The following is a 21,940-nucleotide window of genomic DNA, read 5'->3' as shown; positions in this document are numbered from 1 at the left end:
ACCATGAAATACTTGCTTGCCGGGCTGCTGCTCGCCAGCGCCCTTTCCGGCCACGCTCAGGCCGTGAGCCACCGCGACCGGGTATACACTGCCGACCAGATTTCCAACACCGTATCGGTTATTGATCCGGTGGATAACAAGCTGTTGGGCCAAATTATTCTGGGCAAACCCCAGCCCGACATTTTGACGCCGCTCTACCGGGGGCAGGCGCTGGTGCACGGCCTAGGCCTGGCGCCCAACCACAAAACGCTGGCCGTGGTGTCGATTGGCTCCAACAACGTGACTTTCATCGACCCCGCCACCAACGCTATCAAGGGCAACGTGTACGTGGGCCGGGCCCCGCACGAGCCGACGTTCCGGCCCAGCGGCAAGGAGGTGTGGGTGACGGTGCGCGGCGAGGACTACGTGTCGGTGATTGACGTGGCTACCCTGCGCGAAACCCGCCGCGTGCCGGTGCCCAACGGGCCCGGCATGGTGGCTTTCAGCCCCGATAACAAGCTGGCGTTCGTGTGCTCCAGCTTCTCGCCGGAGCTGACAGTAGTGGACGCGGCCACGTACAAAGTCGTCAAACGCCTGCCCGTCACCAGTCCCTTTTCGCCCAACATCTTCGCCACCAAAGATGGCCAGCAGGTATGGTTTACGCACAAAGACGTGGGTAAAGTATCGGTGCTGGATGTGAAGACGTTGCGCATCACGAAAGTGCTGGATACCGGCCCCGTAACCAACCACGTCACCACCCTGGATACCAAGCTGGGCAAGGTGGCCTACGTGAGTGTGGGCGGCGAGAACGTGGTGAAAGTGTACTCCCGCGAACCGGGCTTCCGGCAGCTGGCCACCATTCCGGTGGGGGCGCTGCCGCACGGCCTCTGGGCTTCGGGCGACGACAGCCGCGTGTACGTGGATTTGGAAAACGGCGACTCGGTAGTAGCAATTAACACGGCCACCAACCAGGTGGCCGGGAAAGTGAAAGTCGGCCAGGCCCCCATGGCACTGGTGTACGTGCCGGAGGCCGTGCCCGCGGGCGCGTCGGGCCTCAGCAACCTAGGTCGGCAACTCGTGGATCAGCCCGCCGTGGTACGCGAGCTAAAGGCAGTTAGCGGCGGGGCGGCGGCTGGCTCCCTGGTCACGCGCTCCGAGGGGCTGGTCGACCTTGCCTCCTTCTCGCTGATGCACTTGCTGCCCGACACCGAATACGACGTCTACCTCAGCCAAGCTACCCAGGCGCCTTACTCCCGCGACTACCTCCTGCTCACGGTGCGCACCGATGCCAAAGGCGGGGCCATGGCCCAGACCCTCGGCCCCGTGCAAGCGGTGTCGAATGCCGATCAGGCCCCTGTGGGCAGAGCGTATCGGCGCGTGGTTGTCGCCCCTAAAGCGGCCGGCAGCGCGCCGGTGCTAGTCGGCGAGTAGCCTGGGGTGGCTTTCATCCCCGTGCCTTGCCAGTTATTGGGTGTGTACTGGGTGGAGGTTCATCTATAGTAGCAGCGCAGTCCCTGGGGTAGGCACTCTCCTACCTGACTAGGGCTAAAGATTTTCCTTGACAATTGTCAACGTGTTTTCTTGATAATTGTCAACGAGGGTGGCGGAGGGAGAATGGGACCTTTGTCGTGTCGAAACAGTCCTGATAGCTAGGGCCGACACTATCCTACAACCCGCAGCAACTCACTAGAACTGCTTGCTGCAACTCACCTCTTTTTATGAATCGCTTGACCGATAAAATTGCTTTTGTAACGGGTGGCAGCCGTGGCATTGGGGCCGGCATTGTGCGCCGGTTGGCGGCGGAAGGTGCCGATGTGGCCTTCACCTACACCCACTCCGCGGCCCAGGCCGACACCTTGGTGGCCGAGCTAGCCAGTACGGGCCGCCGGGCCTTAGCCATTCGAGCCGATAGTGGCGATACCAGCGCTATTCGGGCAGCCATCACCGAAACAGTAACGCAATTCGGCCGCATTGATGTGCTGGTGAATAATGCGGGCTTGTTTATTACCGGTACCGTCGACGATGCCACCGCCGACCTGGCTGCCTTCGACCGGCAACTAGCCGTCAATGTAGCGGGCGTGGCTGCCACCGTACGGGCCGCCGTGCCCTATATCGGCGAGGGGGGGCGCATCATCTCCATCGGGTCTACCGGCGGCAGTCGGGCCCCCTTCCCGGGTATTGCCGACTACGTGGCCACGAAAGCCGCCGTGGCCGCCTACACCCGCGGCTGGGCCCGCGACTTAGGTTCTAAAGGCATTACGGTGAACGTGATACAGCCCGGCAACATTGATACGGACATGAACCCGGCCACAAGCGACTTTGCGCCAGCGCAAGCCGCCGGCACGGCGCTGGGGCGCTACGGGCGGGTCGAGGAAATTGCCGCCACGGTGGCTTTCCTGGCCAGCGCCGAAGCCTCTTACATCACCGGGGCCACCATCAATGTGGATGGTGGGCAAAGCGCCTAACCGGCTCGGACGTTCGGTCTTCCCGTTCTTTCACTATTATCTATGGACTCTCTTTCACTAAACGCACCTACTGGTGTGGTCACGATGCAAGCGCCCGGGCCACCTGCGGTCCTGAGGTATGGTCAGGAAACAGTCGGAGCACCAGGGCCGGGGCAGGTACGCGTGCGCCAGGCGGCCATCGGCGTCAACTTCGTCGATACCTACTTCCGCAACGGCACGTTTGCCGTTCACTCCTTCCCCTTCGTGCCCGGTGTGGAGGCGGCCGGTACCATCGAAGCCGTCGGCCCGAACGTGACTGGGTTCCGGATCGGCGACCGGGTAGCCTACCACTTTGTGGCGGGGGCGTACGCCGAAGTTCGTCTGATGTCCACCAATGGTCTGGTCCACTTACCGGATAAAATCACGCTGACCGAGGCAGCAGCCGTGACGACCAAGGGGCTGATGGCGTGGGCCTTGCTCCGGCGCATTTACCCGGTGCCGGCCGGCACCGTAGTGCTGGTGCACGCCGCGGCCGGGGGCGTGGGCAGCCTGACGGCCCGCTGGGCCCGGGCCCTGGGCGCCACGGTGATTGGCACGGTAGGCACGGCCGCGAAGCTGGCCGCCGTACAGCCTTACCTCGACCATGCCATTGCCACCGATCAGGAAGATTTTGCGGCCCGCGTACTGGAAATCACCGCCGGGCAAGGAGTTGATGTCGTCTATGACGGCGTAGGCCAGGCGACGTTTGCCGCCTCCGTGCCCGTGGTAAAGCCCGGGGGTACGCTCGTGCTCTACGGAGCGTCGTCGGGACAGCCCCAGTCGCTGGCACCCGCCGAGCTTGCCCGGCGGCAGCTTACCGTGGTCAGGCCAGTACTAGGCACCTACCTGCCCACCCAAGCGGTGTTGGAGCAGGCCGCAGCGGAAGTGTACGCAGCCCTCGAGCGGGGCTGGTTCGGGGAGCTGACAACGCAAACCTACTCCTTGGCCCAAGCCGCCCAAGCCCACGCGGACCTGGAAGACCGGCGCACCACGGGCTCGGTACTCTTGCTACCATAAATAAAACGGTGCCGCCGGGCGCAACAGGGACCGAGGAAGCTGGGGCATGCACAGGCTTAGAGAAAAAGTGTATTCTTTTGCGTTCGGTACCATCCTCGTCTCCGCCCATGTTCGCTGTATTTGAGCAGTATCTGCAGCGTAAAGAATTCTTCACCCCGGCCGAAATCGAACACATTCGGGCGGCAAGCACCGTGCGTACGCTGCGCAAGCGGCAGTACCTGCTCCAGGCCGGCGACGGGTGGCAATCCAACGCCTTCGTGGCCAGCGGCTGCCTGCGCACCTACTCCGTCGATGCCAAAGGCCTGGAGCACATTATCGGGTTTGCCGTAGAAAATTGGTGGGCCACCGACCAGGAAAGCCTGCTCTCCCACCAGCCTTCTCGCTACAACATCGAGGCTATGGAGGACTCCACGGTAATCGTGCTGCACAACGACGACTTCGAGCGCCTGCGCCGGGAAATACCGGCCTTCGACAAAGTGGTCAAGGCTTTGGTACTCCGCAGCTTTATGGCCGCGCAGGATAGGGTGCACTCGGCCATCAGCTATTCGGCCGAGCAGAAGTACCGCGAGTTTCTGCAAAAGTACCCGGGGTTGGTGCAGCGCATTCCGCAGCACATGGTGGCCTCCTACCTGGGCGTCACGGCTGAAACGCTCAGCCGTATCCGCCGTCAGTGGTAGGTATTTCGCCGGGCCGCGCCTAAAGCCAGCCCAAGCAGGGCAGCTTGTTACACCGCAGTCTGGGGCGAAGTATCCAGCTTTGTATCGACTTACCAGCCTGAAGCCCCGCCCGGCAGCTCTCAGCAAGGTTCCGTACTGCGCCCTACTCGGGCTGCCGCGTGGGACTTGGTCGTGAAGAGCCTTGATGTTCACGGCTAACCGCCTGCGATGGGCATTCTGGGTGTTGATCGATTTTCTGCGCTGCTTCTCCTGGCTAAGTAGGCTGACACGGGAAAACCTACCCTGATTTTTTCCTGCGGCTTATTGACTGGCCTAGGTACGTTTCCTAGTAACCTACTCAGGAGTTGGTCATCCAGTGGTTAAACCAGTTTCCTGAACCGCTAAAAAAAATCCGCTTCCTGGGCGCCCGCATTGCAGTTCCTCTGCAGGCGGATAACTCATCAATAGTCTTGACAAAAGTCAAGGCAGACGTGGGGGGCGGGCCTCACCTTTGCCAGGCTAATGCAAGCAGACAGAGTTGCTGTCCAACAGCAATTATTAGCGCCCGTTGCTTTCTCCCGAGACCTTTTGTTCCCCTTATCCCTTTTCAAATGAAAACCGCCATTGGTATTGGCCCGGAGCACCGCGAGGTAGTAGCTCATCAACTGGCCACCCTGCTGGCCGACGAGTTCGTGCTATCTACTAAAACGCTACGGGCCCACTGGAACCTGGAAGGCCCCGACTTCCACAGCCTGCATGGCTTCTTCGAGGAGCTCTACCAGCAGGCCGCCAACCGGGCCGATCAGGTGGCCGAGCGCATTCGCCAGCTCGGCCACTACGCGCCGGCTTCCCTGAAAACTTTTCTGCAGCTCACCCACCTGACCGAGCAGGACGACGCCGGTACTGACAGCCTGAGGTTGATTCGGCTCTTGCTCCGGGACCACGAAAGCATCATTGAATTCGTTCGGGGCATCCTCGACGAGTTTCAGAGTGCCCATAAAGATGCGGGCACGAGCGACTTCGTGACGACCCTGCTCGCGCAACACGAGAAAACGGCCTGGATGCTGCGGTCCCACCTGAAGTAGGCCGCGATGTAGGTCGAGTGCCGCCGTCCGAAAAACTGGCATAGGCTGCCGGTTAACCTAAGTCTCCGTGGCCAATACCTGGCCTAACAAGTTGCTTTTCTAGTTCTTACTGTTCTGATTAACAGCATAACAGGTATCGGCAAAGCAGGACCTGGCTTCTTTGCTGATTCAGGACCCGGGTAGCCAGGCCCTCAGGCGCTCGGCGTGCCTGTTTTTCTGGCTGGTAGTTTTCTCCACTTGTTGCTTTTTCTCTATGAAAACCATTGCCCTGTATGGATTCGGCCGCATCGGGCGGCAGTTTCTGCGCGTAGCGCTGGCCGAGCGCCTGTTCGTGCCGGTGTCGGTGTCCGACATTCGGGACGAGGCGACCTTGGCGGCTCTCTTCGCCGTGGACACCAACTACGGGCGCTGGCCCGAGCCCGTGACGGGCACCCCGGGTCAGCTGCGGATCGGCGAGCGGACCGTTCCCTACCGAAATTCCGCCACCGAAATCCCCGATTGGGCCGCTCTGGGCGTGGACTTGGTAGTGGACTGCACCGGCCGGGCGACCACCCGCGCCGGCGCGCAGGCCCACCTCGACCGGGGAGCCAAGTACGTGCTGGTGAGCGCGCCGAGCAAGACCCTGGCGGACTGCGACGCGGTGCTGCTCAAAGGCATCAACCTGGACACCTTCGACCCGGGGCAGCACCACATCATCAGCATGGGCAGCTGCACCACCAACGCGCTGGCCGCGCCCATCAAGGTGATCCTGGAAAACTTCGGCATTCAGTACGGCTTATTCTCGACAGTGCACTCCTACACCAACACGCAGTCACTGACCGACCAGCCCATGAAGGACCGGCGCGACTCGTGGGCGGCGGCCGAGAACATCATTCCCTCGTCCTCGGGGGCGGCGCGGGCGCTGCAGTTTATCTGGCCCAGCCTGCAGATAACTGGCAAAGCCTACCGCGTGCCCACCCGCACCGGCAGCATCGCCGAGCTCAACCTGGTGACCGAAAAGGAGTGCACGGTGGAGGAGGTGAAGGACGCTTTCCTGCGAGCCGCGCAGGCCGGGCCCCTGCAGGGCGTGCTCGATGTGTTGGAAGACGAATGGGCCTCCTGCCGCATCGTGGCTGACCCGCACACGGCCATTATTGACTTGTCCCTGACGGCCAAGCAGGGCGGGCTGCTGTCGGTGGCCTCGTGGTACGACAACGAATGGGGCTTCGCGAATCGCTTGGCGGAAGTGGCGGCCTATCTGGCGGCGCGCATCTAAGCGCCCCGTTTTCGTTGTCCGCTTCTTATCCCAACCTTTATTGCTTTCTCCATGGCCTCCGTTTGCTCTCACCTCGCGGCGCTCGACCCGGCGCAGCTGAAAACTGCTCCGCAGCACAACTGCCCCGAGTGCGTGGCCCTGGGCGACACCTGGGTGCACCTGCGCGTCTGCCAGGAGTGCGGCCACGTCGGCTGCTGCGACCAGTCGAAGAACACGCACGCCACCAAGCACTTTCACGCCACCCAACACCCGGTGGTCAGCTCCGCGGAACCCGGCGAATACTGGTTGTGGTGTTACCCCGACCGGGAGTTTGCCGAGTACTAGCCCATCCGTCCGTCGTCTCGTTTGCTGCCGCATGGCTCACCTGCTGCCCGCCGGAGCCAGGGCGGCCCTCCCGGCGCTGGCCGGGCTGCCAGTGGCGCTGCCCCCTCCGGTATCGGCCTTGGCAGCGGCCGGCCGCGAAGATGAGCTGGCCCACTGGCTTGAAAAGCACGGCTGCCCCGATGGCTATGGGTTGGCCGGAGGTGTGCTTGATGCCGGCTTAGGCGTAGCCGCCCTGGCTCCATGGGCGTACCAATAGCCCACCCACGACCGGCCCGCCGCCTTTGCCGGGCTCAGTGGGCCCCTGCTGCGCCGGGGGGCGTCAAGGCCTACTCGCCCATGGACCGCGCCCCGGGCCCCGAAAGGCTGGCCGTGACCACTGGGCTCGACAGCAAGCGCCACCTGTTTGCGCACGCGTTGCGAGAAAAGCAGGTACGCCTCACCCGCCACTACGCCCCAACCTGCCGCTGGTGATGGGTCTGACCGCCGGCTTCAACCAAGTCTGGCCCAATCTGCTTGACAACGCCCTGGCCGCCCTTCCCGCCAGCGGCGGGGAATTGACAGGGGGCTTCTAGCGCCGCGCAAACTGCCTGGTAGTTTGCGGGCAGGATGACGGCCCGGGAATCAGCACCGAGATGGTAGCGCACGTAGTGGAGCCCTTCTTCACCACCAAGTCCCTGGGCGCGGGCAGCGGCCTGGGCCTTGACATGGCCCGGCGCATCGCGCCGGAGCACGGCGGGAAGTTACCTCCGACCCGGGCCGCACGGAGTTCACGACCTGGCGGCCGGTTGCCTAGCCCCCTGGTCCCGACAACCGTCTCCTCCCCCGTTGTTGACCGCCGCTCGCCGGCTAGTTGTCGGCTGGGGCCACCGCTGCCTCAAGAGCTGATCCCGGCGGCCGCATGGCAGCTTAACCACTTATCATCCGCTTCTTACCTCTAGTTTTTTACATGTCCAATTCAGCTCCTTTTGCCGCTGCCTATCAGGCTACCGCGCAACAACCCCTAGGTTCGGGCTTTACTGCGGCCAGCACCGCCGCCGACGTTATCCGGGGGCTCGACCTGACGGGTAAGATAGCGCTGGTCACCGGGGGCCACGCTGGCCTCGGCCTGGAAACCGTGCGAGCTTTGCATGGCGCCGGCGCCCACGTCCTTGTACCGGCCCGCGACCCCACCCGGGCGGCCGACGCCATGCTGGACCTGCCCGGCGTCGAGGTGGAAACGCTGGATTTGCTCGACCCCGCTTCGATTGACGCCCTGGCCGCCCGGTTTCTGGCCAGCGGCCGGCCGCTCCACCTGCTGGTGCTGAGCGCGGGAATTATGGCCAATCCCCTGGCCCGCGATGCCCGCGGGTACGAGTCGCAGCTGGCTACCAATCACCTCGGGCACTTCCAGCTCACCGGTCGCCTGTGGCCGGCGCTACGGCAGGCACAGGGCGCGCGGGTGGTGGCCGTGTCCTCCCGGGGACACCGCCTCTCACCGGTCCGGTTCGACGACCCCAACTTCGAGCGCCACGCCTACGACCCCTGGGTGGCCTACGGCCAGTCGAAAACGGCCAACGTGCTTTTCGCCCGGGGGCTGGACCGGCGCGGGCACGCAGCGGGAATTCGCGCTTTTTCCCTGCACCCGGGCAGCATCGCGGGCACGGGTCTGAGCAAGTACGTCACCCCGGAGCAGCTGCGGCAAATGGGCGCCGTCGATGCGGCTGGTAACATCGTAGTGGACCCCGCCCGGGGGCTGAAGACCGCGGCCCAGGGGGCCGCTACCAGCGTCTGGTGCGCAACCAGCCCGCAGCTCGCCGGCCTGGGCGGGGTGTACTGCGAAGACAATGACGTGGCGACCATCTACACTCCGGATGATTCCCCTACCCCGCGCGCCATGACCGGGGTCATGCCCTACGCAGTGGACGAAGCGAATGCTGACCGTCTGTGGACCCTTAGCGAGCAGCTCACGGGTACCATTTATCCCCACTAGAAATCGGCAGCACCATCCAATACGAACCTTTAGTCTCCTTGGTAAACCATGAAAAAGCCCGCCATCCTGGTAGTTGACGACGACCCGCAGGTGCTCGCGGCCATCAGCCGCGACCTGCGCCGCGAGTTTCGGCCGGACTACCGTATCCTGAGTGCCAGCTCGGGTCCGGAGGCGCTGACTACCCTGGATGAGCTGCGGGCGCGCGGCGAGCCGCTGGCCTTGGTGCTGGCCGACCAGCGCATGCCTGAAGTGGAGGGCGTGGAAGTGCTGACCCACGCGCTGGCGTTGTTTCCCGACGCCAAGCGCGTGCTGCTCACGGCTTATGCCGACACCTCGGCGGCCATTAAGGCCGTCAATTCGGCGCAGCTCGACTACTACCTGCTCAAGCCCTGGGACCCACCTGAGCAGTTGCTCTACCCCGTGTTGCACGACTTACTCCGCAGCTGGCAGGCCTCGTATCGGCCCACTTTTGCGGGCGTGCGCCTGATTGGCTTTCAATGGTCACCCCTGTCCCACGAGCTCAAGGATTTCTTTAGCGGCTACCTCGTGGGCTACCAGTGGCTGGACATCGAGAAGGATGCCGAGGCGGCCACGCTGCTGGCCACGACGAAGTTCACCGTCGATGACCTTCCCGTGGTGGTCTGCCCCGACGGGCAAGCCATTCCCCGCCCCGACACCGCTGACTTAGGTCGGCACTTAGGGTTGCTGGTGGCAGCTCAGCACGAATTGTACGACGTGGTGATTATCGGGGCCGGGCCGGCGGGGCTGGCAGCGGCCGTGTATGGCGCCTCCGAAGGGCTGAAAACGTTGCTGATTGAACGGCAGACGCCGGGCGGGCAGGCCGGGGCCTCGTCGCGCATCGAAAACTACCTGGGTTTTCCGACCGGCCTGAGCGGCAGCGAGCTAGCTCACCGCGCCTGGTCCCAGGCCACCCGCCTCGGGGCCGAATTTATGGCCCCGCAGGAAGTCGTGAACCTCCAGGTGCAGGAGGGCTACAAGGTGTTGACTCTGCGCGATGAGTCGGTGATTCGCACCAAGGCCGTGGTGCTGACCACCGGGGTCAGCTACCGCACGCTCGACGTCCCGGGCCTGGAGCGCCTGAGCGGGGCGGGCGTGTACTACGGGGCCGCCCGCACCGAGGCGCGCAGCTGCAGCAACCGGCCGGTCTACCTCGTCGGCGGGGGCAACTCGGCGGGACAGGCGGCCATGTATTTGTCGACTTACGCCTCGCGGGTGTTCATCCTTATTCGGGGCGAGCACCTGGCGGCCAGCATGTCGGCCTACCTGATTGCGCAGATCGAGCAGACGCCCAACATTGAAATTCTGCCCCGCACCCAGCTGCGCGAAGCCTGCGGCGCTAGTTCCCTGGAAGCCGTGGTGGTGCAGCGCGAGGGGCAGCAGCCGGAAAAGCGGCCGGCCCGGGCCCTGTTCATCTTCATCGGGGCCAAGCCCAGCACCGAGTGGGTGTGCGACCTCGCCCTCTGCGACGCCAAAGGCTACCTGCTCACCGGCCGGGACCTGGTGGCCGACCCGCGCTACGCCGCCCAGTGGAAGCTGCCCCGCGAGCCCTACCTGCTTGAAACCTGCGTGCCGGGTCTGTTCGCCGCGGGCGACGGCCGGGCGGGAGCCATGGCCCGCGTAGCCTCCGCGGTGGGCGAGGGCAGCATGGCCATCAAGTTCGTGCATCAGTACCTCGCGGAGTAAGACCTCGGCCTGGGGCACCGGACCGGCACCCCAGGCCGAGGTGTTTAGCTCGGCGTACTCTCCAGCAGCTCTTTGAGCTTGCTCATCTCCTGCTCAATCAACTCAACAGCTTGGTAAAAGGGCTCATCCGCCAGCACCGCGGGCTTGGTGAAGGTCATCATAAAGTGGGCGCCTTCGCTGCCGGCTACCACCCGGCAGGGCACCAGCCAATTGCCCTCCACGGGGTCGTTGAATTCCTGATCCAGAATGCCCAGCTCGCGGTTGGAGCGCATTTTTACGTGTTGGATCCCCCGCGGGCCTGCCATGTTCCAGTACCCGTTTTCGCCGGGCGCCGCGCTAAGCACGTTGTGAATGGCCCACTGCGGCCAGTTGGCCAGGTCGTTGATAAACTCCCATACCCGCTCCGGGCTGGTTTGGATGTTGATGGTTTTGGTGACGGTACTGGCCATAGAAAGAATTGGTTGTGGCCGCCCACTGAAGTAGGCGCGCCCAGGTGTATATGAAAAAAGCTGCCTGCTAACTAGGGATTAATGGGTCACTGGGGCATGCTCCAGCAGGTGTAGCCTTGCTCCCGGCTTGCTCCCACCTACCAGCGCGGCAGGGTCGCAGCGTACAACACGCGCGGTAAGAAGGCTGGCAAAGTCGTAACCGGCACGGCGCCACCCACGGCAACCGTGCGGGGCCGCCATCCCACGCGGGCCGGGTTGCAGTAGCCGCGTTGGTCCGCGGGGGCACCTGCCAATCAATACTTCCTTCGGGAGGCCTACCCACGACGCCGGCGTCCCACGACCCGTACCTAGTTGCCGAGGCCCACTACCGTTACGGCCCGACCCTGCGAAACCAGCTCCAGCGTGGTAAATTCCCGCACTACGCGCACCGGACCGGCTGCGGCCAGGACCGTGACGGCGCCGATTGGGCAAATTCGCCGCGGGCGGCGGCCGCGAGGATGACAGTTGGGGCTGAACCGAGCAACTCCGCCCGCTGGGGCTCCCCCATGCCCAACACGTCCAGTCCGACTTCATCGGCTCACCCACTTCGGGCGGGCCGTTCTGCCTGGGCCGGCGTCCCGCTCGGTGGGCTGCCCGTACCATTAGCCAGCAGCGCCGCGGCGCCGCTATCAATTCCAAGTTGCATAAAACGCTGCGTTAGCCCCTAGTGTCCTCCCCGGTCGGTTTGACAAGGCCGACTGGCGGCCGGGAGGACCTCCGCAAAGAAGGACCGCCGGGGCAAGTGATTACATTGACATTAATCAATAAAATGAACCCGCCAGAACATGGGCTAACAAGCAGTTCCCCTCGGGCTAACTGTCAGCGGCCACTATCTCGGAAAAGGGGCCTCGATTGCGATGAAAATTTATTCCGGCTACCAGTGCCAACTCCTCGCCCCCGAGTTACTCAAGGGACTAGTACAAATGCGACTAACAGCTTGCGAAAAGGTATATTTAAGTATAAACGGCATATACCTTTTGTGCTAAAATATACCCCTTAGAATTAACCTGAATCATCGTTTATGCTTGATTTATACAAATACTATCGATCTGTAATTTTATACTAATCTTCCACGTAAGTCTATCCTGCTCATTTCCCTTATCTCTTTGGGTAGCCTCATCCCTACCCGCTTTGGTCTTGTCCACCCGTATGAAAAAACTACTGGTTACTACTTTGTTGTCTATATCCTTGCTTAGTTGTCAGCAGACGTCCCTGGAACAGCCAACGCCCCCCGCTGATATGCCGGTAACGGGCGACACCACCCTGCTGGATTCGGACAAGCCCGTGGTGGAACTCGCCGATTCCCTACCCCATCTTCAGCAACCGTAACCAGCTTCCTACCCTCGACAGCTTGCGTGCTGTCGAGCTAGTATTGGTAGCAGCAGGAGGGGTGGCCGGGATTCCTCGACTCTGGCGGCTAGCTCCTTGGTCAGTGTTAAAAAAACCGGTTAGGATAGGCGTGAGAATGCCGTCGCCCGGCACGCGGGTAGTAGGGTAGTAGCAACAGCCCTTTCCTGAAGAGTCAGCTTCTCCCCTTACCCTAACCGGGGGTACTGTCCACCTCGGACCGGGCCGCTCGTAGAATGACCTCCCGCAAATGGCTTTCGTGTTCATCCCCCACTGACCCAGCGCAGCAATTACCGGCAGTAGCGTGGTGCCCAACGCCGTCAGGGTATATTCGACTTTGGGAGGAACCACCGGGTAAATAATTTTTGACACTAGGTTGTGCTGCTTTAACTCTTTCAGCTGCAGCGTTACGACCCGGCGGGAAGCATCCGATACTTTACGCTGCAGCTCACTGGATCTTTTATACCCCTGATAAATAAACCACAGCAACCGGATCTTCCACTTGCCATACTGTACTTCCCCGCTCAGATCCAATCCACAATTCAGAGGATCCTCGTTATTTGCCAGCCATCTGTTACTATTGGGCTTGACTATTTCTACCCTAATGACTGTTTCTACCCTAAATGCATCCGCTACGAAGATGAGCCACCTCCTCCACCATCTAACTCAATTTTTGCTAGCTCTCGCCAAGGGGGTTGCGTGCAGTATGGGGGTCTTGCCCTGATACGTAGCAAGGATTCCAACTTGACGTTGAAGCGGCGGCGGTGGTCACCCCTTCCTGCTGGGCTGGAAGGTGGTCTCCTTGGTTCTAATTCTTACTGTTCTGCTGGGCAGCCTAATTGGCGGACCTGTATTTCCCCTTCGTCTAATTACCCAACTGCCTAGTTCCGTTGGTGCTGATTGCTCACGCCGCTGCTTTTTGCCAGAGAGCCCGGCGGAAGGCAGTCATGCCGGCATTTTCCTTCGTAAAACACTAAGCTCCCAGCCACAAGGCGGCAAAACACCACCTGGCCCGTGGCCGGTAAGCCCTGCCCCGGATGGGGCAAGAGCTTACCGGCCACGGGCCAGGTAGCGCTGTCGAGCAAGCGAGAAGTACGGCTTAGGCAAGCACGGCCGTCTGGCCCTTCAGGATCTGGCGCGCCACGGCCAGGTTCGTGTCGCGCGCGTTCACGGCCAGGTAGATGAACTTGTCACCGGTGGGCGAGAGCTTGATCAGGTGCAGCTGGTCGGTGAGCGTGAGCAGGATGTCCTGTACCGTCTGGTTCAGGTTGAGCGCCTTGATGGCCTTCAGTTTCTGCTTTACTACTTCCGTGTTGTAGGCAGCGGCAGTGTCAATGTCGAAGTCAGAGAGGTTCGAGTGAGCCGCCAGCGGCATGCCGGTTTCGGTTTCTACTACGGCCACGGCCAACAGGGTGGGCAGCTCTTCCAGAATTTCTTTAACGGTTTGTTTCGGCGAAGCCATGGGAAAAGGTGAAAATGATGTAAAGGGGTAATTACTCTGTGTTAAGCAGTATGGCGGCGCAGTATGTCCCGCGCCATGCCCAGGTTGGCGTCGGCGAAACGGACGGCCACGAAGCAGTACCACTGCCCATTACGCATGGGCCATACGGTGTGTAACTGGTCTTCCAGTAGCACGTTGATATCAGTGAGAGGGCCACCCGGAATCTGCTGCGCCGCTAACGTTTTAGTGGTGAGCTGCAGCAGCTTGGCGTACCGCAAACTGATCTGATTGGGGTTGAGGTGAGCCTCCCGGGTGTAGGAAGCCAACACCCGGCCGGATGGCACTTCTACCACGCACGTGAGAAGCAGCTCCGGCAGCTCAGCCAACAGCTTTTCCAGCACGGTGCGGGCTTGTACACCGGCCTCATGGGACGCGCCTACCGTGAGCTGGCGGGTGCGGACCCGGTTGAGGAAAGGAATAGTCATTTAGGAGAAATAGCGGAAGATGTGCCGGGGGGCTAGCCCCCTAGAACTGCCACCAGTGGGGCTTTTTCGTTTTAGCGTCGGTGCGCGGCAACAGGGTGATGTCGTAGGACTTCTTGCCCGTCAGCAGAACTTCTTCTTCCTTATAGCCGGCGTAGGCGTACTGCAGCTGCGTGGCCTGGTTGGCCGGCACGACGATGGCGTAGTTGCCCTCCCGGTCGGTGGACACGCCCCGGCGGTTAGCCCGGTCGAGCACCGTAGCCCCTACCAGGGGCTGGCCGTCTTCATTCAGGATGCGGCCGCGCATCGTTACCACGCGCCCGGCGGCCGCGTTCGCGGCTAACGCTTCCGCCGACTCTGCTTCAGCACTAGTCGTCGCATCGGCCGTCACGGGGAAGTTTTCGGTGGGCGTGTTCGTACCGGCAAATACGGCGCCGCCTAGTAAGGCGCTGCCGACCAGCAGGGCGGCGGCCCGCTGGCGGAAACGCTGGGGCTCGGTGCGAATCATCTCGAACTGGCGCTGCACCCAGCCCACGGGCCGCACGTGCTGGCCCTGGCCTTTCAGCTCGTAGAACCGGCGCAGCGTGGCATCCGCTTGGGAGCTGTTCGTTTTCAGGTAAGCGTCAACCGCCTCCGTATTCGCAAGCGATAAGTCACCGCGTAGATACGCGTCCCGGTAAGCCGGGAGTAGATCGCCCGTGGTCGGGTGAAATGGGTTAGCCCGTAGTTTCATGCAAGGGGAGTGGCTAGGTGTGTGGTCAGGAGGTCGTCTTGGCAACAGAATGCGATCAAAGGTGCAAGCATGTATGTACATTATTCGATCAAATAATGTGAAATAGCATTTATTGTCGACTAAGGCTTACAACTAGCCAGCGAAGTGACTTTGCATATCCGGCCTTATAGTATTTTTTGGTGGAACATTCATTTCAGTCCACTTTAGGGATACCGACCGCATTCCCGTCACGACTCGTGACTTCGGCTTACCAGGGCAACTTCCTTCCAAAAAATACGCACTAAAGCTATGGTTGCCCCCACGGGGAAGCAATGAATTCTAGTGTACTATGAGGCTGCCAAATTTGCACTGTGATACTCCGAGGTAAGCTGTCAGACCCGGAGCTCTACGGGAAGGTGCCGGAAGACGGTGCCAGCCCATAACCAACACTTTGGGCGGGTAGGTAGCGTCAGGAGGAAGCCGGTGAAAATATGGCAGGGGAGGCTATCGCCAGCTAGTACTACCGAGTAGGGGAAGAGTCGAGATAATCAACTTATAAATGGGGGCCGTGCTGCTACAAGAGCCATCCCATGACCACCATCGAGCGGGTAGGCTATCTCCATTTTACTGAACACGGGGTTCAGTCAGCTGGGAGAATTCGCCGCTCTCGCCGATGAGCGCTTGTACAGGCTCTGCCGGAAGGTTGGCCCTCGTATAGCTCACGGATCAGTAAGTGGACGGGTAGTCCCAAATAGGTGATTCCCACCCCCGATTTGTGTTACATATCCGCGGTTTTGTGTAGGGGAGCCCCGATGCGCGCACCGGACCTTTGTAAAGGCAGCCTACTGTATGAAATGGCGGCCCTTTGCTCCACCTTACCCCCCCGTACCCCATGAGCCTGATTCCCTCCCTTCCCCTTGGCCCGCAAGGCCTGCGCGTCTCCGCCCAAGGCCTCGGCTGCATGGGCATGACGACGCTGGCTGGCATGGACGTCTACGGCCAGCCCGACGAGGCCGAAGCCCTGGCCACCATCCACCGGGCCCGCGAGCTGGGCGTCACGTTTCTGGATACCGCCGACCTGTACGGCCCGCTGCGCAACGAGCGCCTGCTGGCCAAGGCTACGGCGGGCCAGCGCGACCAGTATACCATTGCTACCAAGTTCGGCTACGAGGTGGACGAGCACGAGCAGCTGACCTGGGGCTTCAACGGCCGGCCTGACTACGTGCGCAAAGCCGCCGAGCGGTCCCTGCGCAACCTGAAGACCGATTACATTGACCTGTACTACCTACACCGCCTCGACCCCGCCACCCCCATCGAGGAGACCGTGGGCGCCATGAGCCGCCTGGTAGAAGAAGGCAAAGTACGCTACCTGGGCCTGTCGGAAGTACCGGCCGACATCCTGCGCCGCGCGCACGCCGTGCACCCGCTCACCGCCCTGCAAACCGAGTACTCGCTCTTTGACCGGGGCGTGGAGGAAGATGGTGTGCTGCAAGCGGCCCGGCAGCTGGGCATTGGCTTCGTGGCCTACTCCCCGCTGGGGCGGGGGTTTCTGTCGGGGGAGATAACCAAGTTCGAAGATTTCGCCCCAACCGACATCCGGCGTAATCTGCCGCGCTACCAGGGCGAGCGTTTTCACAAAAACCTGGAACTGGTGCAGAAAGTCCAGTACCTGGCCGCCCAGAAGCAGGTGACGGCGGCTCAGCTGGCCCTGGCCTGGGTGCTAACTCAGGGCGTGGTGCCCATCCCCGGCACGAAGCGCCGTCAGAACCTGGAATTAAACGTGGCGGCGGCCAGCCTCAGCCTGAGCCCACAGGAGGTAGCCGAGCTGAACGCGGTGCTGCCCGTGGGGAGCGTGAGCGGGGCGGCCTACGCCTAGCAAGCCAACGGCTTGGCTAGCCCGGCGCCCGGGATGCCATCCTCCTCGCTCCGGGTTATCTCCCCATCGTATCTTCAGCGTATGAAAGCTTCTGATTTTCACGTGCTGCACACGGTCACGGACTACACCCGCTACTACGGGCTGCCCGCCCCGGCGCACCCCTTACTCACGCTCATTGACCTGGCGCAGATTACCGGGCAGGTCATTCCCGCCCCGATCGTGGCCCAGCTCTACACCGTCGCCCTCAAGCGCGGACTGAAAGGCACCGTGTATTACGGCCGGCAGACCTACGATTTTCACGAGGGGCTGCTCACGTTTCTGGCCCCCGGCCAGGTAGTGCTGGCTGATCCGAGCCTCGATATTTCCGAGATGACCGGCTGGGCGCTGGTGTTTCACCCCGACCTGCTCCGTAAATACCCGCTGGGTCAGAAAATCCGCACGTATGGCTTTTTCTCCTACCAGGTGCACGAGGCCCTGCACGTTTCGGCCGCGGAGGAGTGCCTGTTGGAACACGTGCTCGGCAGCATTCGCCACGAGACCGAGCAACCGCTCGACGTCTTCAGCCAGGACCTGTTGGTGGCGCAGCTGGGGGTACTGCTGGGTTACGCCAACCGCTTCTACCACCGCCAGTTTCTGACCCGGCGCCTGGCCGAACACGACCTGCTCAGCCGCTTCGAGGCGCGGCTCACGGCGCACTTTGCCCAGGGGGCCAACCACCCGCTGCCCACGGTGCAGCAGTTTGCCGACGAGCTGCACGTCTCGCCCGCGTACCTGAGCGACCTGCTCCGCGCCCTCACGGGGCAGACGGCCCAGCAGCACCTCCATCACGCGCTAATCGAAAAAGCCAAGCTCCTACTGCTCAGCACCTCGTTGACGGTCAACGAAACGGCCTTTCGGCTCGGGTTTGAGTACCCGCACTATTTCACGCGCTTGTTCAAACGCAAGACGGGCCTCACGCCGGCCGCCTTCCGCGTCTCGGCGCCCTAACAGGATTTGGGCAAGCTGCGCCCAGACGGATAGAACGCAGGACGATTGCCGGGGGCCGACCGGCTAGAGGCGTGAACCGTAATCGGCAGCCAGATTGCTTAACGCTACTCGCGGCCCGGAGCTACGCTCCCAGGCCATGCGGAAGTCATAGCCCCTCGACGTGCTTAAGTCCAGCGGGGTTAAACTCGAGCTGCTACCATCCTCTGCACTTATCTGCCGGAGCTCTTACTGTTGCTTTCTCTCCCTCGAAGTCCCAAACCACACAGTTGCCCCGACCGCGATAGGCTAGGCCAGGGAGGGCGCCCATGTGTCGGGCTAGATGGACTGTGCTGGCCGGCAGAACCAACTCAGCGCCCAGCAAGTCGCCCTCCCCTACTCTGCTTTGTAGTTGGCCCGCTACGGATTAGCAGTAAGGCAGGTAACATATTTATTTAAATATTTGAATATTAAATAGTAAATTTAGTGACTGGCTAGTGCGTGCATTATTTCGACCTCCTAGCCGAGGGCTCGCCGCCCGGCCCTGGTTGGCTCCTACCTAATACCGACTTCTTCGCTATGACTGCTGTTCGTGCTGTTGCTCGTTCGTTTGTTACTACCGCTGAATTCTGGCTCCGGGGCGGGCGCCGGTGCCTGTTGGTTTTCATTACCCTCTCAACCAGCGTCGCCCGCGCCCAGGGGCTTGCGCCAGCGAGGTGGACTCCGGTCCGTAATGCGGTAGCCGCTCCCCCCCCGGCGGCGGTGTCGGTGGAGTTCACCCAGACCTTGAGCACCAGTTCCCCTACCGCGTCAGCGCTGGCCCTGTTCAGCTCCCAGGCGGGCGGCTACAAGCCAGGGGTCCCCGCCGTTCGTGGCAACACGCTCACCTACCACCCTTCGGCCCCCTTCAAGGCGGGGGAGGTTGTTTCCGCCACGGTGACTACCGCCGTGCAGAGTAGCGGGGGGCAGAACCTGACCCGTCCGTATGTTTTTCAGTTTACGACGGCCACGGCCCCTAGCACGGGCCTATTCAGCAGCCAACCCGACGTGCCGCTGAGTAACCCCTTTAGTCTTGCCGTGGGCGACATCGATAGCGATGGTGACTTGGACCTGCTCGCCGTGAATTCGGTTAGTACGGGTCCCGAAAACACCGTCAGTGTCCGCCTGAATACGGGAGCCGGCACGTTTGTCAACGGCCAGGAAATCCCCGGGGTTAGTGCGGGCCGAATTCTGCTGGGCGACCTGGACAACGATGGCGACCTGGACCTGGTAACCAGTGGGGGCGTGCGCTTAAACAGCGGGGGAACCTTCGGCCCGCCGCAGCCCGCGGGGGTAGGCGGAGCCGCGTTGGGCGACGTGGATGGGGACGGGGACCTGGATGCGGTGACCGAAGGCGCGACCAGTAGTGGGCCCGCGCCCGGCACGGTCGTGCGGGTAAGGCTAAATAATGGTCGCGGGGGCCTGAGCGAAGGCCCCGTCGTGCCCGTGAGCCTCAACGCCGCGACCGTAGTGCTAGGGGATGTAAACAACGACGGCGCCCTGGACCTGCTGGCCAGCGGCCGCAACGGGCTGATTGACGTGCGCCTGAACACCGGGCAGGGTTCGTTTGCCAGCACCGGTCAGCGCCTGAATATTGCCACTATGCCGGGGGGCTTGCTGCTGGGGGATGTGGATGGGGACGGCGACCTGGATCTGCTGGCCGCCAACACCGGCAGCACCGTTACCGTGGTGTTCAACGACGGGCAAGGCACCTTCGGCGGCAGCCGATTTGTTAACCTGGGCTCCTTCGCGGTGTTCGCGGCCCTGGGGGATATGGATGGGGATGGCGACCTGGATCTGCTGGCGGGCGGCTTTCCGAACTCCGTGAGCCTGCGCCGCAACGATGGCCTCGGCAACTTCAGTGGCGACCAGACGATGGTGGTGCCCGAAAGCCCCCGCGCCTTGGCGGTGGGGGACTTGGATGGGGACGGCACGCTGGACTTCGCGACGGCCAACTCCAGCAGCGGCACGGGGGGCTCCGCCAGCATCCGCCTCAACCCGGCCACGGCACCCTTACGTAGCCGCTACCGCATCAAGGCCGGCGGCGCCGCGGTGAGCACCACCCGCGGTACGTTTGGGGCCGACCAATATTACGCTCCGACGCCGGGCAACACCTTTTCTTCCCCGGCCGCTATTGCCGGCACTCCCGATGATGCCCTCTACCAGGCGGAGCGCTACGGAACCAATGGGGTCATGCGCTACGCTTTCCCCGTGGTCAACGGTCCCTACACCGTCAAGCTCCACTTCGCGGAGCTATACTGGACCCGCGCCGGCCAGCGGGTGTTTGATGTGGCCCTGGAAAATTCGCCCGTTCTCACGGCCTATGACATTTTTAAGAAAGCCGGTGCCAACGCGGCGCTCGTGGAATCCTTCCCCGTTACCGTCAACGATGGCATTCTGAACCTGGACTTTACGGCCCTTAATTCCGGCGGCCTCGACAATCCCCAAATTGCGGCCATTGAGGTGCTACCGGGCACCGAGGCCAGCAGCCCAACCGCCTACCGAATTAATTCGGGCGGCGAGGCCTTGGTTACGGCCAGCGGCGTCTTCTCCGCCGACCAGGCTTTCTCCCCCGCCCCTGGCAATACCTTCGGGACGAGCTCCCCCATCGCGGGCACCCCCGACGAGGCGCTGTACCAGACGGAGCGCTACGATCGGAGCGGCACCTTCGCCTACGCCTTGCCCCTGGCCAATGGCTCCTATAAGGTAACGCTGCACTTTGCCGAAATCTACTTTACGGCGGCCGGCCAACGGGTCTTTGACGTAAGCCTGGAGGACCGTAAGCTGCTCGCTGAATATGATATTTATAAGAAAGTAGGGGCCTTCACGGCCACGACGGAAGTCTTTACCGTCCCGGTCACGGATAGCACGCTGAATGTGCTCTTCACCTCGCAGGCAGCGGGCGGGCGGGAAAATCCCAAGGTGTCTGCCATCGAAGTGGAACCGGTCGAAGTTACGGCCCCTCGTGCGCCGGCCACCCTCCACCAGGCCGCGGCGCAGGCGCCCACCCGGCTGGAGGCCTATCCTAATCCGCTAACTGGTCGCGGCACGCTTCACTTCCGGACCCCGGTGACGGGCCCGGCCCGGGTGGTGGTGTACAATGTCCTGGGCCAGCGGGTGGCTACCCTCTTCGACGACGTGGCGGAAGCGGGCCGCGACTATGCCCGCCCGCTCGACGCCACCCGCCTGCCCGCCGGCGTGTATTTCTGCCGCTTGCACACCGGTAGCCAAGCTTCTACTCAGCGGCGGATTCTTGTCAACTAGTGCCCCGTCCGCCGCAACATGAGTTGATAGCAGCAGGTTAAGTGGCACTCTGACGCTCGCTGGTCAGTGACGGCCGGTTACCGTATGGCGCCGTAAAACTCAGGCAGAGCCGGCAGTAGTGCCCAGACCTGGAAAATAAGTCAAGCCCCTCCCGTTAACGACAGGGGCACGGTAAGTCCCCTCCGGAGCTGGGCACCCGGTAAGCATAGTCTAGGGAGCGGCTATTTTTTCTGCCGACTAGGGCCCCGTTCTCCCGGCTTGGTGCCTCGCGACGGCAACGATGTTTGTGGCTCGTTCACTCCTAAATGGTTCTAGTATGCGAAACGACCCGGGCAAAACCATAGTCTTCGTCACCGGGGCATTTGTCAGCCACTAGTGCTGGGCTGCATGGAAGGTGTATTTTGAAAGCAAGGGGTACGCCTACCACGCCCCGGCCCACCCGCACAAGGAAGGGAGCCCGGCGGTGTTGCGCCAAGGGCATCCCTACTCGCCCATTGCCCACAACAGCTTAGCCAGCGTCACGGAGTCGTACGCGGCCTTTATTCGCCTACTTCCCGAAAGGCCAATTCTAATTGTGCACTCCTTTGGCGGGCTGATGGTGCAACTGCTCCTGCAGCAGCAACTAGCGGTGGCCGGCGTAGCCATTCACTCTGTGCCGCCGCAGGAGACCACTGCTCGGATTACCGTTCCTAAGGTTGCCTTACACAGTTTTAAGCAGATGCGAAATCAACTGCTTTCAGCGGCCCGTTTCGTTTTCGCACGACGGTGCTAGCCCCCCTCACTTCCTGAAGCCCCCAGGTCGCCACAACCTGGGGGCTTCAGCTTTTCAGCCAAAGTTGGCTGGTAATCCACAGGA

At 62.2% G+C, this 21,940-nt stretch carries 23 protein-coding genes; 17 read left to right on the top strand and 6 right to left on the bottom strand.

Annotation, left to right across the window (positions count from 1 at the left end):
• The first annotated feature begins 3 nt into the window (after nucleotides 1–3).
• The 9 genes from EU556_RS24455 to EU556_RS24415 all read left to right on the top strand — a co-directional run bounded on the left by EU556_RS24455 (nucleotide 4) and on the right by EU556_RS24415 (nucleotide 7,270).
• On the top strand, nucleotides 4–1,410 hold the full coding sequence (locus EU556_RS24455; protein ID WP_135436878.1) for a YncE family protein: 1,407 nt from the start codon (nucleotides 4–6) through the stop codon (nucleotides 1,408–1,410).
• 287 nt (nucleotides 1,411–1,697) lie between these two features.
• Entirely contained in the window at nucleotides 1,698–2,444 is a 747-nt protein-coding gene (locus tag EU556_RS24450) for an SDR family NAD(P)-dependent oxidoreductase (RefSeq protein WP_135436877.1), read from the top strand.
• A gap of 42 nt (nucleotides 2,445–2,486) precedes the next feature.
• Nucleotides 2,487–3,479: a quinone oxidoreductase family protein gene (locus tag EU556_RS24445; protein WP_135436876.1), complete on the top strand. Its 993-nt coding sequence runs from the start codon at nucleotides 2,487–2,489 to the stop codon at nucleotides 3,477–3,479.
• A gap of 107 nt (nucleotides 3,480–3,586) precedes the next feature.
• Nucleotides 3,587–4,156 (top strand): Crp/Fnr family transcriptional regulator, encoded by a 570-nt coding sequence (locus EU556_RS24440; protein ID WP_135436875.1) that lies wholly within the window; start codon nucleotides 3,587–3,589, stop codon nucleotides 4,154–4,156.
• A gap of 590 nt (nucleotides 4,157–4,746) precedes the next feature.
• Nucleotides 4,747–5,220 carry a Dps family protein gene (locus tag EU556_RS24435; RefSeq protein WP_135436874.1) on the top strand — a complete coding sequence of 158 codons (474 nt, stop codon included), beginning with the start codon at nucleotides 4,747–4,749 and terminating at the stop codon, nucleotides 5,218–5,220.
• A 160-nt stretch (nucleotides 5,221–5,380) separates the two neighbouring features.
• A complete protein-coding gene (locus EU556_RS24430) occupies nucleotides 5,381–6,475 on the top strand; it encodes a type I glyceraldehyde-3-phosphate dehydrogenase (protein ID WP_245327899.1) in 1,095 nt (364 codons plus the stop codon).
• 51 nt (nucleotides 6,476–6,526) lie between these two features.
• A complete protein-coding gene (locus EU556_RS24425; RefSeq protein WP_135436873.1) occupies nucleotides 6,527–6,799 on the top strand; it encodes a UBP-type zinc finger domain-containing protein in 273 nt (90 codons plus the stop codon).
• A gap of 31 nt (nucleotides 6,800–6,830) precedes the next feature.
• A complete protein-coding gene (locus EU556_RS24420) occupies nucleotides 6,831–7,055 on the top strand; it encodes a hypothetical protein (RefSeq protein WP_135436872.1) in 225 nt (74 codons plus the stop codon).
• Nucleotides 7,040–7,270, top strand: coding sequence for a hypothetical protein (locus tag EU556_RS24415; protein WP_135436871.1), 231 nt, complete (start codon nucleotides 7,040–7,042; stop codon nucleotides 7,268–7,270). The genes EU556_RS24420 and EU556_RS24415 overlap by 16 nt, the downstream gene beginning before the upstream one ends.
• Here the strand turns inward: EU556_RS24415 and EU556_RS26215 are convergent.
• On the bottom strand, nucleotides 7,246–7,530 hold the full coding sequence (locus EU556_RS26215; RefSeq protein WP_167855705.1) for a hypothetical protein: 285 nt from the start codon (nucleotides 7,528–7,530) through the stop codon (nucleotides 7,246–7,248). The two genes, EU556_RS24415 and EU556_RS26215, sit on opposite strands and share 25 nt — an antisense overlap.
• Between EU556_RS26215 and EU556_RS26895 the strand changes: the two genes are divergently transcribed.
• Genes EU556_RS26895 through EU556_RS24400 form a run of 3 tightly spaced genes read left to right on the top strand, consistent with a single transcriptional unit; the run spans nucleotide 7,432 to nucleotide 10,472 of the window.
• On the top strand, nucleotides 7,432–7,737 hold the full coding sequence (locus tag EU556_RS26895) for a HAMP domain-containing histidine kinase (RefSeq protein ID WP_135436870.1): 306 nt from the start codon (nucleotides 7,432–7,434) through the stop codon (nucleotides 7,735–7,737). The two genes, EU556_RS26215 and EU556_RS26895, sit on opposite strands and share 99 nt — an antisense overlap.
• An 8-nt stretch (nucleotides 7,738–7,745) precedes the next feature.
• Nucleotides 7,746–8,768, top strand: a complete 1,023-nt coding sequence (locus EU556_RS24405) for an oxidoreductase (RefSeq protein WP_135436869.1) — start codon at nucleotides 7,746–7,748, stop codon at nucleotides 8,766–8,768.
• 48 nt (nucleotides 8,769–8,816) lie between these two features.
• Nucleotides 8,817–10,472, top strand: a complete 1,656-nt coding sequence (locus tag EU556_RS24400) for an FAD-dependent oxidoreductase (RefSeq protein ID WP_135436868.1) — start codon at nucleotides 8,817–8,819, stop codon at nucleotides 10,470–10,472.
• Nucleotides 10,473–10,516: 44 nt separating this feature from the next.
• Here EU556_RS24400 and EU556_RS24395 read toward each other — a convergent pair whose 3' ends face one another.
• The gene (locus EU556_RS24395) at nucleotides 10,517–10,921 is read right to left on the bottom strand and encodes an SRPBCC family protein (RefSeq protein WP_135436867.1); all 405 of its coding nucleotides are present in this window, start codon (nucleotides 10,919–10,921) and stop codon (nucleotides 10,517–10,519) included.
• 1,188 nt (nucleotides 10,922–12,109) lie between these two features.
• Here EU556_RS24395 and EU556_RS24390 point away from each other — a divergent pair.
• The gene (locus EU556_RS24390; RefSeq protein ID WP_135436866.1) at nucleotides 12,110–12,289 is read left to right on the top strand and encodes a hypothetical protein; all 180 of its coding nucleotides are present in this window, start codon (nucleotides 12,110–12,112) and stop codon (nucleotides 12,287–12,289) included.
• On the opposite strand, the gene EU556_RS26590 is transcribed toward EU556_RS24390, so the two are convergent.
• The 4 genes from EU556_RS26590 to EU556_RS24370 all read right to left on the bottom strand — a co-directional run bounded on the left by EU556_RS26590 (nucleotide 12,266) and on the right by EU556_RS24370 (nucleotide 14,963).
• Nucleotides 12,266–12,796: a winged helix-turn-helix transcriptional regulator gene (locus EU556_RS26590; RefSeq protein ID WP_245327901.1), complete on the bottom strand. Its 531-nt coding sequence runs from the start codon at nucleotides 12,794–12,796 to the stop codon at nucleotides 12,266–12,268. The two genes, EU556_RS24390 and EU556_RS26590, sit on opposite strands and share 24 nt — an antisense overlap.
• 610 nt (nucleotides 12,797–13,406) lie before the next feature.
• Complete coding sequence (locus tag EU556_RS24380) at nucleotides 13,407–13,769, bottom strand: hypothetical protein (RefSeq protein ID WP_135431402.1); 363 nt, start codon at nucleotides 13,767–13,769, stop codon at nucleotides 13,407–13,409.
• A 41-nt stretch (nucleotides 13,770–13,810) separates the two neighbouring features.
• Nucleotides 13,811–14,233, bottom strand: coding sequence for a hypothetical protein (locus EU556_RS24375; RefSeq protein WP_135436865.1), 423 nt, complete (start codon nucleotides 14,231–14,233; stop codon nucleotides 13,811–13,813).
• A gap of 40 nt (nucleotides 14,234–14,273) precedes the next feature.
• Nucleotides 14,274–14,963: a carboxypeptidase-like regulatory domain-containing protein gene (locus EU556_RS24370; RefSeq protein WP_167855707.1), complete on the bottom strand. Its 690-nt coding sequence runs from the start codon at nucleotides 14,961–14,963 to the stop codon at nucleotides 14,274–14,276.
• Between the two features lie 871 nt (nucleotides 14,964–15,834).
• Between EU556_RS24370 and EU556_RS24365 the strand changes: the two genes are divergently transcribed.
• The 4 genes from EU556_RS24365 (at nucleotide 15,835) to EU556_RS24350 (ending at nucleotide 21,856) form a co-directional block, all read left to right on the top strand.
• Nucleotides 15,835–16,818 (top strand): aldo/keto reductase, encoded by a 984-nt coding sequence (locus tag EU556_RS24365; RefSeq protein WP_135436863.1) that lies wholly within the window; start codon nucleotides 15,835–15,837, stop codon nucleotides 16,816–16,818.
• Nucleotides 16,819–16,899: 81 nt separating this feature from the next.
• Nucleotides 16,900–17,805: a helix-turn-helix domain-containing protein gene (locus EU556_RS24360; RefSeq protein WP_245327898.1), complete on the top strand. Its 906-nt coding sequence runs from the start codon at nucleotides 16,900–16,902 to the stop codon at nucleotides 17,803–17,805.
• Nucleotides 17,806–18,360: 555 nt separating this feature from the next.
• Nucleotides 18,361–21,084 (top strand): malectin domain-containing carbohydrate-binding protein, encoded by a 2,724-nt coding sequence (locus EU556_RS24355; RefSeq protein WP_135436861.1) that lies wholly within the window; start codon nucleotides 18,361–18,363, stop codon nucleotides 21,082–21,084.
• Between the two features lie 394 nt (nucleotides 21,085–21,478).
• The gene (locus tag EU556_RS24350) at nucleotides 21,479–21,856 is read left to right on the top strand and encodes a hypothetical protein (RefSeq protein ID WP_135436860.1); all 378 of its coding nucleotides are present in this window, start codon (nucleotides 21,479–21,481) and stop codon (nucleotides 21,854–21,856) included.
• Nucleotides 21,857–21,940 lie beyond the last annotated feature (84 nt).

Origin of the sequence: Hymenobacter fodinae (assembly GCF_004745825.1) — a bacterium.
GTDB classification, from domain to species: Bacteria; Bacteroidota; Bacteroidia; order Cytophagales; family Hymenobacteraceae; genus Hymenobacter; species Hymenobacter fodinae.
Note: the sequence above shows the minus strand (reverse complement) of the source record. Positions and strands in the feature narration are given on the sequence as shown.

Excerpts from the sequence above, each read along its gene's own strand:
- EU556_RS24455 (WP_135436878.1), top strand. The coding sequence starts at position 4 with ATGAAATACTTGCTTGCCGGGCTGCTGCTCGCCAGCGCCCTTTCCGGC.
- EU556_RS24450 (WP_135436877.1), top strand. The coding sequence starts at position 1,698 with ATGAATCGCTTGACCGATAAAATTGCTTTTGTAACGGGTGGCAGCCGT.
- EU556_RS24445 (WP_135436876.1), top strand. The coding sequence starts at position 2,487 with ATGGACTCTCTTTCACTAAACGCACCTACTGGTGTGGTCACGATGCAA.
- EU556_RS24440 (WP_135436875.1), top strand. The coding sequence starts at position 3,587 with ATGTTCGCTGTATTTGAGCAGTATCTGCAGCGTAAAGAATTCTTCACC.
- EU556_RS24435 (WP_135436874.1), top strand. The coding sequence starts at position 4,747 with ATGAAAACCGCCATTGGTATTGGCCCGGAGCACCGCGAGGTAGTAGCT.
- EU556_RS24425 (WP_135436873.1), top strand. The coding sequence starts at position 6,527 with ATGGCCTCCGTTTGCTCTCACCTCGCGGCGCTCGACCCGGCGCAGCTG.
- EU556_RS24420 (WP_135436872.1), top strand. The coding sequence starts at position 6,831 with ATGGCTCACCTGCTGCCCGCCGGAGCCAGGGCGGCCCTCCCGGCGCTG.
- EU556_RS24415 (WP_135436871.1), top strand. The coding sequence starts at position 7,040 with ATGGGCGTACCAATAGCCCACCCACGACCGGCCCGCCGCCTTTGCCGG.
- EU556_RS26895 (WP_135436870.1), top strand. The coding sequence starts at position 7,432 with ATGGTAGCGCACGTAGTGGAGCCCTTCTTCACCACCAAGTCCCTGGGC.
- EU556_RS24405 (WP_135436869.1), top strand. The coding sequence starts at position 7,746 with ATGTCCAATTCAGCTCCTTTTGCCGCTGCCTATCAGGCTACCGCGCAA.
- EU556_RS24400 (WP_135436868.1), top strand. The coding sequence starts at position 8,817 with ATGAAAAAGCCCGCCATCCTGGTAGTTGACGACGACCCGCAGGTGCTC.
- EU556_RS24395 (WP_135436867.1), bottom strand. The coding sequence starts at position 10,921 with ATGGCCAGTACCGTCACCAAAACCATCAACATCCAAACCAGCCCGGAG.
- EU556_RS24390 (WP_135436866.1), top strand. The coding sequence starts at position 12,110 with ATGAAAAAACTACTGGTTACTACTTTGTTGTCTATATCCTTGCTTAGT.
- EU556_RS24380 (WP_135431402.1), bottom strand. The coding sequence starts at position 13,769 with ATGGCTTCGCCGAAACAAACCGTTAAAGAAATTCTGGAAGAGCTGCCC.
- EU556_RS24375 (WP_135436865.1), bottom strand. The coding sequence starts at position 14,233 with ATGACTATTCCTTTCCTCAACCGGGTCCGCACCCGCCAGCTCACGGTA.
- EU556_RS24370 (WP_167855707.1), bottom strand. The coding sequence starts at position 14,963 with ATGAAACTACGGGCTAACCCATTTCACCCGACCACGGGCGATCTACTC.
- EU556_RS24365 (WP_135436863.1), top strand. The coding sequence starts at position 15,835 with ATGAGCCTGATTCCCTCCCTTCCCCTTGGCCCGCAAGGCCTGCGCGTC.
- EU556_RS24360 (WP_245327898.1), top strand. The coding sequence starts at position 16,900 with ATGAAAGCTTCTGATTTTCACGTGCTGCACACGGTCACGGACTACACC.
- EU556_RS24355 (WP_135436861.1), top strand. The coding sequence starts at position 18,361 with ATGACTGCTGTTCGTGCTGTTGCTCGTTCGTTTGTTACTACCGCTGAA.